Origin of the sequence: Paraburkholderia bryophila, assembly GCF_013409255.1 — a bacterium.
In the GTDB taxonomy this organism is placed as follows: domain Bacteria; phylum Pseudomonadota; class Gammaproteobacteria; order Burkholderiales; family Burkholderiaceae; genus Paraburkholderia.
The window spans coordinates 125,393-138,052 of record NZ_JACCAS010000001.1 but is presented as its reverse complement, the minus strand read 5'-3'; the positions used below and the strand labels follow the sequence as shown (position 1 = coordinate 138,052).

General features: G+C 62.3%; 11 protein-coding genes. 6 read left to right on the top strand and 5 right to left on the bottom strand.

The window, feature by feature from the left end; all coding sequences use genetic code 11:
* Positions 1–9: 9 nt before the first annotated feature.
* Together GGD40_RS00555 and GGD40_RS00550 are read left to right on the top strand one after the other, a co-directional pair.
* Complete coding sequence (locus GGD40_RS00555; RefSeq protein WP_179704024.1) at positions 10–399, top strand: cupin domain-containing protein; 390 nt, start codon at positions 10–12, stop codon at positions 397–399.
* A 131-nt stretch (positions 400–530) separates the two neighbouring features.
* A complete protein-coding gene (locus tag GGD40_RS00550) occupies positions 531–2,069 on the top strand; it encodes a hypothetical protein (protein ID WP_179742458.1) in 1,539 nt (512 codons plus the stop codon).
* A gap of 79 nt (positions 2,070–2,148) precedes the next feature.
* On the opposite strand, the gene GGD40_RS00545 is transcribed toward GGD40_RS00550, so the two are convergent.
* Entirely contained in the window at positions 2,149–3,207 is a 1,059-nt protein-coding gene (locus tag GGD40_RS00545) for a LysR family transcriptional regulator (RefSeq protein WP_179704022.1), read from the bottom strand.
* 260 nt (positions 3,208–3,467) lie between these two features.
* On the opposite strand from GGD40_RS00545, the gene GGD40_RS00540 reads away from it, so the two are divergent.
* Entirely contained in the window at positions 3,468–3,680 is a 213-nt protein-coding gene (locus GGD40_RS00540) for a hypothetical protein (protein WP_035545882.1), read from the top strand.
* 126 nt (positions 3,681–3,806) lie between these two features.
* On the opposite strand, the gene GGD40_RS00535 is transcribed toward GGD40_RS00540, so the two are convergent.
* Positions 3,807–4,424: a TetR/AcrR family transcriptional regulator gene (locus tag GGD40_RS00535; RefSeq protein WP_105510697.1), complete on the bottom strand. Its 618-nt coding sequence runs from the start codon at positions 4,422–4,424 to the stop codon at positions 3,807–3,809.
* A gap of 219 nt (positions 4,425–4,643) precedes the next feature.
* Here GGD40_RS00535 and GGD40_RS00530 point away from each other — a divergent pair, with 219 nt between their 5' ends.
* The 3 genes from GGD40_RS00530 to GGD40_RS00520 are packed head-to-tail and all read left to right on the top strand — an operon-like array spanning position 4,644 to position 10,512.
* Positions 4,644–5,861 carry an efflux RND transporter periplasmic adaptor subunit gene (locus GGD40_RS00530; RefSeq protein WP_179742457.1) on the top strand — a complete coding sequence of 406 codons (1,218 nt, stop codon included), beginning with the start codon at positions 4,644–4,646 and terminating at the stop codon, positions 5,859–5,861.
* Positions 5,858–8,980, top strand: a complete 3,123-nt coding sequence (locus GGD40_RS00525; RefSeq protein WP_179742456.1) for an efflux RND transporter permease subunit — start codon at positions 5,858–5,860, stop codon at positions 8,978–8,980. Before GGD40_RS00530 ends, GGD40_RS00525 begins: the two co-directional genes overlap by 4 nt.
* 2 nt (positions 8,981–8,982) lie before the next feature.
* Positions 8,983–10,512, top strand: coding sequence for an efflux transporter outer membrane subunit (locus GGD40_RS00520; RefSeq protein WP_179742455.1), 1,530 nt, complete (start codon positions 8,983–8,985; stop codon positions 10,510–10,512).
* A gap of 243 nt (positions 10,513–10,755) precedes the next feature.
* Here GGD40_RS00520 and GGD40_RS00515 read toward each other — a convergent pair whose 3' ends face one another.
* The 3 genes from GGD40_RS00515 to GGD40_RS00505 form a co-directional block, all read right to left on the bottom strand.
* Entirely contained in the window at positions 10,756–11,004 is a 249-nt protein-coding gene (locus GGD40_RS00515; RefSeq protein WP_179742454.1) for a hypothetical protein, read from the bottom strand.
* Positions 11,005–11,061: 57 nt separating this feature from the next.
* On the bottom strand, positions 11,062–11,289 hold the full coding sequence (locus GGD40_RS00510) for a hypothetical protein (protein ID WP_179742453.1): 228 nt from the start codon (positions 11,287–11,289) through the stop codon (positions 11,062–11,064).
* A 382-nt stretch (positions 11,290–11,671) separates the two neighbouring features.
* Positions 11,672–12,550 carry a lipid A biosynthesis lauroyl acyltransferase gene (locus tag GGD40_RS00505; RefSeq protein WP_179704016.1) on the bottom strand — a complete coding sequence of 293 codons (879 nt, stop codon included), beginning with the start codon at positions 12,548–12,550 and terminating at the stop codon, positions 11,672–11,674.
* Positions 12,551–12,660 lie beyond the last annotated feature (110 nt).

Sequence of the window (12,660 nt, the reverse complement as noted above, 5' to 3'; positions counted from 1 at the left end):
GCACCTTCCATGTCAAACGATCAAACGACCCAACCGTCCTACCAGCCCATCAACTTCGCCGACAAACTCAGCCGTATTCACGATCATTGGCAGCCACGCGTGGTCGCCGAAATGAACGACTACCAGTTCAAGGTGGTGCGGATCGAAGGCGAGTTCATCTGGCACGAACACGCCGATACCGACGAGACTTTCATCGTGCTCGACGGCCAGTTGCGGATCGACATGCGTGACGGTTTCGTGCTGGTTTCAGCCGGGGAAATGTTCGTGGTGCCCAAGGGGGTCGAGCACAAGCCGTACGCCGAACGCGAAGTCAAGATGCTGCTGATCGAGCCGCGCGGCGTGAAAAATACCGGCGACGAAACCAGCGACCGCACCGCCGAAAATGATGTGTGGATCTAGGCAGTGAGAAAGGCGGATACGCCGGCCGCCGCTCAAGCGCATCTATGTACCACCTGGCGAGGATATCTTCCCGAATACTGAACACTCCTGCCGGTGCTGGCCCGGCTCATTACCGCCCACGGAGTGGAATTATGAAAATCGCGACTAACCAGGATCAGCCGCAGCAACGTTCGCAAGGCCCCTCGCCGCTTAAACCTCAGTCTGTCCCGTTCGGGAACGACAACGCCACGGCCACTCCCCGGCCGAATCGACAGGAGACGTCGTCAGCGACTCAACCGCGCATTTATGCCGAGGTGCCCGCGTTCGAGTCAACGACGATCTCCGCACTCAAGTCATTTTTTAATCCGCCGCAGCGTGTCAACGGACAACTTGGCTATCCGCTCGGCCCCACTCGGCTTCCGCGATTACCGAGCGAAGAAACTGAACCCGTCCAGTCGCCGGATGGCCGGGCGACCGTTAATCCGCAAACAGGTCGCGCCCATTATTCCAACCTGCCGGCACACATCTACCGGGGATCCGCTCCTGTTGCGCCAGGAATACGGTCAGACTTCGCCGGTGCTCAACCCGTTGCGACAACTTCAGGTCATGCGGATACAGGTCGATCAAAGTTAGCACCGGCGTCCGAAGGAGATCGACATGCTGACAACGAACCAGGTCCGCAGCCCTTCGTCAGGAGGGGTGCCTTGCGCAGAGCCAGGCAACCGCGAGGTCAAACGGAATTGCCATCGACCTCTGAAAGACCTGGACGTGGCGCCCATGAAACCAATGCGCCGCCAAGACCCCTCAGGGGGCAGGATCTGCCACTTCCGCCGCCGCCAAGCGATCGCGAGTTGTTCTTCTACTCAAAATTCAAATCCATCGACGATGCCAATCGCCAGCTCGGGCATTTAAAAATGGATCGAAATCCAGCATGGCTGAATATGGGTACCAAGGAGCCTTACTTTGGCGAAAATAAAAACTCGACCGTCGGCCCGCTTTCCAATGAAAAAAATTCGCCATTCATGAAACGATGGCAGGAAGTATGGGGCACCGAAGAAACCAGAGGAAAAAATCTTTCGAATATCTGGCAAACCCTGATAAAAACCCAACAAACCAATCTCAAAAATTACATTGACGATCAAACCATGGATCTGGTTTTGTTCAACTCAAAATTTTACGAAACAATTTCAGACCCAACAAAATCGATGCCCCAAATTACCTCGAACACCTATAGAAACGAACTGACTACCCGCCAGGACTTCAAACGGGATGTGTATATCCTGCAGCGCGAGGCACTCAATGAAGACAGTCCAATATTCAAGCTGGACGGGCGCGCGCTCAAATCCCTGAATAAAATATCTTTCAAGTGGCCGCTCGCGGGCAAAGGAAACGCCGTCACCAGGCTCATGCCTTACAGAAAAAATGACGACTCCATTAAATATATCGAAGGCAGAAAGGCGTATTACGAGGATGCGCTATATCGATACGGAAACGGCGACAACAGCATGCAGAGTGTTATCAGAGAAAGGTCGCGGCTTCAGACCGAATTCGACAATGACGTTTCCGGCTATTTCCGCGATCGACAACTCAAGGCGCAACTAGAGTTCTGGAACTGGTCGAAGGTCAACGTGGCGGGAGGGATTGCGGGGTTTCATCTTATCGACTACGTGAAAAAGAAATACGGCGCCTGAATATCGATAATATCGATAAAAAAGAGGCGTCGGCACCCGGGCATCAAAAGGATGCCCTTCAGCAACGCCCCGTTTTCAATCAGATCGGCGACGAAGCCGACACTGAAGCCGCGCTTCGCGTCCGCGCAGCATTGCGCACCGGACGTACCGCTTCGCTGTGCAAATCCGCCTCCGGCAGATCGTGTGCGGGATCCAGCGCGGTCACAGCGAACGCCGACGCCGTTGCCGACCGATCGCGCGACGACGGCTGGCCGGGCTGGAAATACTCGACCAGGTGATCGATGAAGGTTCGCACCTTCGCCGGCAAGTGCAACCGGCTTGGATACGCAATCGTGATTTCGATCTGCGGCAACCGGTAGTCGCCGAGCAAAGGCACGAGCCGCCCGGACGCCAGATCGCGGCCAATCAGATAACTCGGCAGAATCGCGACGCCCATGCCCAGCAGCGCGAACTGCCTGAGCATCTCGGTGTTGTTCGCGGCGATCGCATTGCTGGGCCGCACGCGGACCTCGCCTTCCGGGCCGGTGAACACCCGCTCGTCGCCGCCCTGCTCGGACGGCCGACTCAGACACGGATGCCCGAGCAGATGCTCGGGGCGCGTCGGTGTGCCGTGCTGCGCCAGATAGGCGGGTGTCGCGCAGACCGTCATATAGCCGGTGGTCAGCCGCCGCGTAACGATGCTCGCACTGCGCATGTGCCGCGTGACCATGATGCCGACGTCGTAACCCTCTTCGACCAGATCCACCTGACGATCCGCCAGCGTGACGTCCGGCATCACGTCCGGATAGCGCGCCGCGTACGACTGCACCACGGGCGCGAGACTGTGCAGCCCGAACACCACGGGCGCCACGATCCGCAAGGTGCCGACCGGTTCGTGATTGCGCGCCACCACCATCTGCTCGACGCCTTCAAGGTCGTCGAGAATGTGCCGCACACGCTCCAGATACGTGCTGCCCGACTCGGTCAGCGACAGACGGCGCGTGGTGCGATTGAGCAGCCGCGTGCCGAGGCGCGCTTCCAGATCGGCAACGTGACGCGTGACGACCGCGGTGGACAGATCCAACGCGCCGGCCGCGCCGACGAAACTGCCGAGATCGGCCACTTTGACGAACACGCGCATGGATTGCAATTGATTCATGGGACGACTCCTGCCTCGGTAAAGCCGGGCCGGCGCCACCTCTGGCCGCCTGTGTCGACCCGGGCGACCAGGCGCGCGCGGGTTTGCCCAACGCTTCCGATTGTATCGATCCGATCATGTCCCAACACTGACTCGAACATGACAATCCGGTCAGGTTGACGCGGCGTGCCCGCTACTTTTTGCGAGCTTTATTGCGGATTTGGAGTAAGTAGAAACCCTTAGATGCTGGTAACATAGCGCCCGAAAGGAAATTAATCGCTATGACACATCGTTTTCAGCTTCTGGAAAAAATCGCGTTTTCGCTGGTTTGCTGGTCCGCGGCGGCCTGTTCGGCCTTTATCGCGTATGAGCGCTGCCCGGATATCCGGGTCGTCCTGCACGTCGGCGAAGAAGCCTTGCGCTACAGCGGGCAGTATTCGTTCGCCTGCTCGTCGCCGGTTGCCGACGCCTGCGCGCAATTCCCGACCAACTGATCAGCGGGCGGCGGCCACGCCACCCGTACGCCGCCTGACTTCGTAGCGCGGTCTCGCCGACCCTCTTCGTACGTCAGCGGGCTCTCTCATACCGCGCCGTCTGCCGCGCGTCGTCCATCCGGTCCATCACGCGTCGCGGCCGAACACCACGCGCGCGAAGAATCCCGCCAGCACTTTCTCAGCCAGCTCCGTCGGCACGTTCTGCGGATCGATCGTGTAGAAGAACTGCACGCCGTCGCACAAGCCCATCAAACCGATCGCCAGCGTTTCCGGCGTCATCAGCATTGGTGTGCCGACCCGCGCCGAGAACTCGCGAATATACGCGCCCAACTGTTCCAGCTTCTCGTGCATGAATGCGTTGAAGCGGATCCGGAAGCGGCCGTCGCGCACCGCCAGCAGCTTGGCCTCCGCCCACAGCAGGAAACACTTGTTCTCGCAATGCAGCGTGCTGTAGTAGCGCAGCACGCGCGCCTCCATTTCCTCACGCGACGCCGCGCTCGCGAAGATCGCCTGCAGGCCGCCCTGCATGGCTTCGTGATCGCGCCGCAGGAGTTCGAGAAACAGCTCGTTCTTGCCGCGGAAGTTCGAATAGAACGCACCGCGTGTATAGCCCGCCGCCGCCGCGATGTCTTCGACACTCGCCGCGACAAAACCTTTCTTCATAAAAATCGCTTGCGCGGCATCGAGCAGACGCAGGCGCGTCTGGTCTTTGCTTTGCTCGCGAGTGAGTCTTTGCCTTTTCATGGGCGGAAGTCTAGCACCGAAAAGAATTTCGATTCACCATTACATTCAGATACAGGTGTGTATTAGAATGCGCCCATTCATTCGAAGTCAACTGCGTATGCTGGTTGCATCAATCGGCATGCGCGTTATCGCTGGCGGGCCGCTGCGGCTTGCCGTGTTCGTACGCTGTCTCCTGTTGGAGTAATTGTGAAGCGTCCCGGTCCCCCCGCATCGTCAGCGATGCGCCAGCAGTCTCATCGGCATGGCCGGCGCGCGCGGCGCGCCGCCATCGCGCTCGCGCTTGCCGGCGTCGTCGCGCTGACGGCGTGCTCGAAGAAAGAAGTCGCGGCGAGCACGCCGCGTCCGGTAGTTGCCGTGGCGGTGCATGCCGACGGCAATGCCCAACAGGCGGCGTCGCTGCCCGGCGAAGTCCAGGCGCGCTATTCGACGCCGCTGTCGTTTCGAGTGAGTGGCAAGATCGTCGAGCGGCTCGTGCGCCTCGGCGACGTCGTGAAGAACGGTCAGATCGTCGCCCGCCTCGACCCGGCCGATCAGCAGAAGAATACGGCCAGCGCGCAAGCGCAACTCGCCGCCGCGGAGCACAGCTTCGTCTACGCGAAGCAGCAACTCGATCGCGACCAGGCGCAGGCGAAAGAAAACCTGATCGCCCCCGCGCAGCTCGAACAGACCACCAATGCTTACGCCTCGGCGGCCGCGCAGCGCGATCAGGCCGCGCAGCAGGCCGCGTTGTCGAAAGACCAGTTGCAGTACACCACGCTCAGTGCGGATCACGCCGGTGTGATCACCGCCGAACAGGCCGACACCGGCCAGAACGTGTCCGCCGGCCAGGCCGTCTACAACCTCGCGTGGAGCGGTGATGTCGACGTGGTCTGCGACGTGCCGGAAAGCGCGCTGGCCGCGCTGTCGGTCGGACAAACCGCGAGCGTCACGCTGGCCGCGCTGCCGGGCCGCAAGTTCAGCGCGCGGGTGCGCGAACTCTCGCCCGCCGCCGATCCGCAAAGCCGCACTTATCGCGCCAAGCTCACGCTCGAGAACCCCGGCCCGGACGTGCGCCTCGGCATGACCGCGGATATCGCACTCGCCGCGCCGGCTAACGGCAATGGCAATGGCAATGGCAATGGCAATGGCAGCGGCAGCGGCAGCGGCAGCGGCAGCGGCAGCGGCAGCGGCAGCGCGAATCAGAACAGCGCCTTCACGGTCGCCGCCACCGCCCTGTTCCACGACGGCACACAGCCGGCCGTGTGGGTCGTGCGCGCCGCGGACAACGTGCTGGAACTGCGCCGCGTCACGGTCACGCGCTACAACGAGCGCACCATCGTGATCGGCCAGGGGCTCAAGGACGGCGAGCGTGTCGTGCTGCAGGGCGTGCACACCGTGACCGCCGGCGAAAAAGTCCGGGTGGTCGCGCCGCTGCATCCCGAGGACTTCGCTTCATGAGCACCCCGCATGAAGAAGGACGCTTCAACCTGTCCGCATGGGCGCTGCGCCATCAGGCGCTGGTCGTCTTCCTGATCGCGCTCGCCACCGCGTTCGGTATCCTCGCTTATACGAAACTCGCGCAATCCGAAGACCCGCCCTTCACGTTCCGCGTGATGGTGATCCGCACCTTCTGGCCCGGCGCCACAGCGCGCCAGGTGCAGGAGCAGGTCACGGACCGCATCGGCCGTAAATTGCAGGAAACGCCGGCCATCGACTTCGTGCGCAGCTATTCGCGCCCCGGCGAGTCGCTGATGTTCTTCTCGATGAAAGACTCGGCGCCGGTCAAGGACGTGCCCGAAACCTGGTATCAGGTGCGCAAGAAAGTCGGCGATATCGCCGCCACGCTGCCGCCAGGCATTCAAGGCCCGTTCTTCAACGACGAGTTCGGCGACGTCTACACCAACATCTACACGCTCGAAGGCGACGGCTTTTCCGCCGCGCAACTGCACGACTACGCGGACCAGTTGCGCACGGTGCTGCTGCGCGTGCCGGGCGTCGGCAAGGTCGATTACTTCGGCGATCCCGATCAGCACATCTACATCGAGATCGCCAACACGCAACTCACGCGTCTGGGCATCTCGCCGCAGCAACTCGGCCAGGCGATCAATTCGCAGAACAGCGTCTCGGCGGCCGGCACGCTGACCACCACCGACGACCGCGTGTTCGTGCGCCCCACCGGCCAGTTCAAGGACGTCAACGCGCTCGCCGACACGCTGATCCGCATCAACAACCGTTCGTTCCGTCTCGGCGACATCGCCACGATCAAACGCGGCTACGACGATCCGGTCGTCACGCAAATGCGCTCCGGCGGCAAGGCCGTGCTCGGCATCGGCGTGACGATGCAGCCCGGCGGCGACGTGATCCAGCTAGGCAAGGCGCTCGACAGTCAGATGATCCAGTTGCGCCACGCGCTGCCCACCGGTCTGCAGCTCGTCGAAGTGTCGAGCATGCCGCACGCCGTCGCGCAATCGGTCGACGACTTCCTCGAAGCCGTGGCCGAAGCGATCGCGATCGTGCTGGTGGTGAGTCTGCTGTCGCTCGGCGTGCGCACCGGCATGGTGGTGGTGATCTCGATTCCGGTCGTGCTCGCCGTCACCGCTCTGTGCATGTATCTGTTCGATATCGGCTTGCACAAGGTGTCGCTCGGCACGCTGGTGCTTGCGCTCGGGCTGCTGGTCGACGACGCGATCATCGCCGTCGAAATGATGTCGGTAAAGCTGGAGCAAGGCTGGAACCGCACGCGCTCCGCCGCCTATGCGTACACCAGCACCGCGTTTCCGATGCTGACCGGCACGCTCGTGACCGTGTCCGGCTTCCTGCCGATCGCGCTCGCCAAGTCGAGCACCGGCGAATACACGCGGTCCATCTTCGAAGTGTCGGCGATCGCGTTGATCGCGTCGTGGCTTGCAGCAGTCGTGCTGATTCCGCTGCTCGGCTATCACATGCTACCCGAGCGCAAACGCCTGGCGCACGAAGCGGACGACCACGAACACGACATCTACGACACGCGCTTCTACAAGCGGCTGCGCGGCTGGATCAGCTGGTGCATCGAGCGTCGCTTCATCGTGCTGGCGATCACCGTCGTACTGTTCATGGTGGCGATGGCGGGCTTCACGCTGGTGCCGCAACAGTTCTTCCCGAGTTCCGACCGCCCCGAGTTGCTGGTCGACGTGCGGCTGCCCGAGGGTGCTTCGTTCCAGGCGACGCTGCGGGAAGCTCAGCGGCTCGAAAAAGTGCTGGTGGGCCGGCCTGAAATCGATCATACGGTGGACTTCGTCGGCAGCGGCGCGCCGCGCTTCTATCTGCCGCTCGACCAGCAATTGCAGACGCCGAATTTCGCGCAGTTCGTGATCACCGCGAAATCCGTGAAAGAACGCGAGAAGCTCGCGCAGTGGCTCGAACCGGAATTGCGCGACAACTTCCCGGCGATCCGCACGCGTCTGTCGCGTCTCGAGAACGGGCCACCGGTCGGTTATCCGGTGCAGTTCCGCGTGAGCGGCGACGACATCGCCACCGTGCGTTCGATCGCCGAGCGCGTCGCGGCCACGCTGCGCGCCGACGGCGGCACCCGCAACGTCCAGTTCGACTGGGACGAGCCGGCCGAACGCTCGGTGCGCTTCGAAGTCGACCAGAAGAAAGCGCGCGAACTGGGCGTGAGCTCCGACGACATCTCCAGCTTCCTCGCGATGACCTTGTCCGGCTACACGGTCACGCAGTATCGCGAACGCGACAAGCTGATCAGCGTCGATCTGCGCGCGCCGAAAGCCGAACGCGTCGATCCCGCGCAGCTCGTCACGCTGGCCATGCCGACACCGAACGGTTCGGTGCCGCTCGGTACGCTCGGCCATCTGCGCAACGATCTCGAATACGGCGTGATCTGGGAACGCGACCGCCAGCCGACCATCACCGTGCAGTCCGACGTGGCGCCCGGCGCGCAAGGCATCGACGTCACGCATGCGGTCGACAAGGCGTTGAGCTCGATTCGCGCGACGCTGCCGGTCGGTTACCGGATCGAGATCGGCGGCTCGGTCGAGGAAAGCGGCAAGGGCCAGACGTCGATCAATGCGCAAATGCCGATCATGATCATTGCCGTGCTGGTGTTGCTGATGATCCAGTTGCAGAGCTTCGCGCGCGTGCTGATGGTGGTGCTGACCGCGCCGCTCGGGCTGATCGGCGTGGTCTTCACGCTGCTGCTGTTCGGCCAGCCGTTCGGCTTCGTCGCCATGCTGGGCGTGATCGCGATGTTCGGCATCATCATGCGCAACTCGGTGATTCTGGTCGATCAGATCGAGCAGGACATTGCGTCCGGGCATAAGCGTTTCGACGCGATCGTCGGCGCGACCGTGCGGCGTTTCCGGCCGATCACGCTGACCGCCGCGGCGGCCGTGCTCGCGCTGATTCCGCTGTTGCGCTCGAACTTCTTCGGTCCGATGGCGACCGCGCTGATGGGCGGCATTACGAGCGCGACCATCCTCACGCTGTTCTATCTGCCCGCGCTGTACGCCGCCTCGTTCAGGGTGCGCGGCGACGAACGCGAGCCACCGGCACCGTCCGGCACGGCGCATTCGGGAAATTGAGCATGGCTACGATCCCCCTCTCCCGCTATCCGCGCATCGTCACGCTGGTCAGCGCAACGTTCGCGCTTGCCGCCTGTTCGTTCGGACCCAACGGCAAGCCGCCCGCGATGCCGCAGCCGGCTCACTACGGCGCTGCTGCGCAGCCGACCCAGACCGTGGCCGCGCAAGGCATCACCCAGCAATTCGTGGTCGGCGCGAAGCCGGTACCCGAATGGTGGAAGCAGTATCAGTCGGACGCGTTGAATGCGCTGGTCGACGAAGGCTTGCGCAACAGCCCGACGCTCGCCGCCACCGACAAGAGCCTCGCCGCCGCGCGTGAGCAGTTGCGCGCGCAGGTCGGCAGTTCGATGCTGCCGACCATCGATGCAGGTGGTCAGGCGACCCGTAATCGTGCGTTGACGATTCCCGGGTTCGGGCCTAGCACGATGCTGTACGACGTCTTCATCGGGCAACTGGAGGCGCACTACACGATCGACCTGTTCGGCGCCTCGCGCCTCGCCGACGCGGCGCTTGCGTCGCGCGTGAATGTGCAGGCGTATCAGCTGGACGCCGCGCGTCGCGCGCTGGCCGCCAACATCGTGACGGCGGCTATCACGAGCGCCGCGCTGCGTGCGCAGATCGACACGACCGAACGGCTCGTGACACTCGCCAACGACCAGGCGCGCGATACGCAGCGGCGCTATGTGCTGGGCGCGGTCTCGCATGCCGATCAGTTGAGCGCGCAACAAAGCGCGGCGAGCCTGTCGGCGAGCTTGCCGGGTTTGCGGCAGCAGTGGTTGACCACGCGTCATGCGCTGGCCGTGCTGCTCGGCCGGACGCCGGACGCCGCGCCCGACGATCTCGCGCTCGCGCAGTTGCAGTTGCCCCAGCAGGTGCCGGTGGTGGTGCCTTCGGAGTTGCTGCGCGCGCGGCCCGATATTCAGGCCGCCGACGCCGCGTTGAAGGCCGCCGCGGCCGATGTCGGCGTCGCGACGGCGCAGATGTTCCCTAGCCTGTCGCTGAGCGCATCGATGGGACAAGGCGGGTTTAGCTGGCCGGTCGCGCTCTCGGGCGCGGGCGCGATCTGGAGTCTGGGGGCTTCGTTGTCGCAGCCGCTGTTCCACGGCGGGGCGCTGTTCGCGCAGCGACGCGCGGCGGTGGATACCTACGACGCGACGGTCTCGCAGTACAAGCAGACGGTGTTGGCGGCGTTCCAGAATGTCGCCGATTCGCTCGCCGCGCTCGAGCACGACGCGCAGGCGCTGGACTCGGCGAATGTCGCCGCACGCTCGGCACAGGGGATTTTCGAGGAGACGTCGGGACGGTATCGGCTGGGTGCGGTACCGATCGCGTCGACGCGTTCCAGCGAGCAGCAGTTCCGCAATGCGCAGCTCGATGAGATTCGCTATACCAGCGCAAGGTTGACGGATACGGCGGCGTTGTTTCAGGCGATGGGGAATCCGCCGGTTGAGGCGGCGGGTGGCGTTGCTAATTCTGCCAATGCGCCTGCGGCGGCGCTGGTTCCGGCGTCGAGCGTGACGGCGGTCAACTGACTAAACCTGGGATTCCGTACTGACATTCGCTGAGTTATCCCCAGTTTGTGTTGACAGGCTTGTTGATAACTCCTGGGATAGTCGGTTAAGTGCTTGATGAGAATGGGTTTGTTGGGGGCGGTGCGGATGCGGGCAACGGTGGTCGATTTGTGACAGGAACTGCGCGCGGCGAGCGGGTTGATCAACCCTCCTGACAAAATCTCGTCGCGACTGAAGGCGCGGTTTAACGCGCCTTCAGCTCTGCTACGGCTTTTTCTTCGAGGCAGTCATGTCCAGACCTTCGGGTGCGAGGTCTGGATACGCTCTCCACAATGGTTCAAGAAGAAGGTATAGGCCGCCGACGACCTTCCCCGCCTCAGCGCGAAACCCATCGAATTCGTCTTTTGAACACCGTTCCTGAATTATCCGCGTCGCGTTTTCGACCGATAGATACGCGTCCATCAGTTGCTTGCTGACTTGCGATGCCGTGGCTTTGTCGATTTCCTTGTCCACGCCTCCCTCCGGCAATGAATATCGTCGCGTGCTGCGAATGGCAAAAACATTCGCCTCTTATGACGTGGACAGACCTTCGGGCGCAAGCCCCGGATGAAGCAGCCATAGCGGCCTTAAAAGAAACGCGAACAGATGCCCTGCCACGTTCGCAGCTTCAACACGAAACACCTCCGCCTCATTCTTCGAGCAGTGCTGCTCGACGACTTTCAGCGCATCAACAATGGAATGGTTCGCAGCGAGTAATTTGTCGTTAACTTCCGCTGCAACGCTTCTGTCTTCAATCATGAGATGTCCTTCAGCAGTCTTACTTGTTCGAAGAACAAGTACGCTAAAAGCAGCCGTGCGCCGCGAGGCGGCGAAAATTCTTAAACTTCTGCCGTTATTTCATCGATGACCGTGCGCTTCTCACGGCGCCTACATTGGACGTAGGAAACGTACGCCGGGCCCTACATGAACGATAGCCCGCACACCGTCCAGTACGCACCCCCACAACTTATCCACAGATAATGTTGACAGCCCTGTTGATAACGCCTGGAGATCCCAACTAAGTACTTGAGCACGCAACGGATTCAGTGCGAGACCCATTTGCCGACGCGGACGCGTCAAGCGGCACCAAGGCGGCACCCAAGCAGCAGCGCAGTCGCTGCCGCCCCCTTACCACCAACACTCAATAAACCCCCGCCTCTCCCGCCGGCCGGTTTTTGAACCGCTTATGCACCCAATAATATTGATCAGGAATCCGCCGAACCTGCGTCTCCAGAAACTCGGTAATCCGGCGTGCATCGACGGCCACGTCGTCTGACGGAAAGTTACTCAGCGGGTCGAAAATAGTCAGCTTGTACCCGCGATAATCCGGCAGCACTTCCGTCACGAACGGCACGACGCGCGCATTGCCCGCCCGCGCCATGCGCGACACGGAAGTCAGCGTGCAAGCCGGCACGCCGAAGAACGGCACGAACACCGAGTCGCGCAAACCGAAGTCCATATCGGCCGCCAGCATCACCGGTTTGCCCTCGCGCAGCACGCGCAACGCGCGCCGCACGCTGTCGCTACGCGGAATCATCTCCGTGCCGAAACGGCCCCGCTGGCGCACCGCCATGCCATCGAGCAGCAGGTTGGACATCGGCGTGTAAAGCGACGCCACCGGATGCCGCGTCGAATACATCATGCAACCCGCCTCGATGCCCACGAAATGGAAGCCGACGAAAATCGTCGGGTGCGACTGCATGTCGGACAGATCGATCGCGCTCTCCACTTCCACGAGACGCGCGAGCGCCTGCGCATTGCCGAACCATTGCGGCCCGCGCTCCACATAACTGCGAATCACGTGACGGAAATGCGCACGCGCGAGCCGTTCGCGCGCGTCGTCGCTCATGTCCGGAAAACACAGCTTCAGATTGGTGTGCACGACGCGCCGGCGGGCGCTCGGAATGCGGTACAGCAAGGCGCCGATGCCGGTGCCGATCCGCGCAACGGCGCCATACGGCAGGAACGCGAACACGCGCAACAGACCTGTCATCAGACAGATAAGGATTCGACTTTTCACTCGGCGTGGACCTGGTGGATGCTAAATGGCGAACACGCCGGCCGCCACGGCCTCACAGCGCGCGACGATCGACGTGGCATGCGCGTGCGTCAAACCGTGTCTCGCGCCGC

Bases quoted from the DNA above. Each gene is read 5' to 3' on its own strand.
- GGD40_RS00555 (WP_179704024.1), top strand. From the start codon at position 10: ATGTCAAACGATCAAACGACCCAACCGTCCTACCAGCCCATCAACTTC.
- GGD40_RS00550 (WP_179742458.1), top strand. From the start codon at position 531: ATGAAAATCGCGACTAACCAGGATCAGCCGCAGCAACGTTCGCAAGGC.
- GGD40_RS00545 (WP_179704022.1), bottom strand. From the start codon at position 3,207: ATGAATCAATTGCAATCCATGCGCGTGTTCGTCAAAGTGGCCGATCTC.
- GGD40_RS00540 (WP_035545882.1), top strand. From the start codon at position 3,468: ATGACACATCGTTTTCAGCTTCTGGAAAAAATCGCGTTTTCGCTGGTT.
- GGD40_RS00535 (WP_105510697.1), bottom strand. From the start codon at position 4,424: ATGAAAAGGCAAAGACTCACTCGCGAGCAAAGCAAAGACCAGACGCGC.
- GGD40_RS00530 (WP_179742457.1), top strand. From the start codon at position 4,644: ATGCGCCAGCAGTCTCATCGGCATGGCCGGCGCGCGCGGCGCGCCGCC.
- GGD40_RS00525 (WP_179742456.1), top strand. From the start codon at position 5,858: ATGAGCACCCCGCATGAAGAAGGACGCTTCAACCTGTCCGCATGGGCG.
- GGD40_RS00520 (WP_179742455.1), top strand. From the start codon at position 8,983: ATGGCTACGATCCCCCTCTCCCGCTATCCGCGCATCGTCACGCTGGTC.
- GGD40_RS00510 (WP_179742453.1), bottom strand. From the start codon at position 11,289: ATGATTGAAGACAGAAGCGTTGCAGCGGAAGTTAACGACAAATTACTC.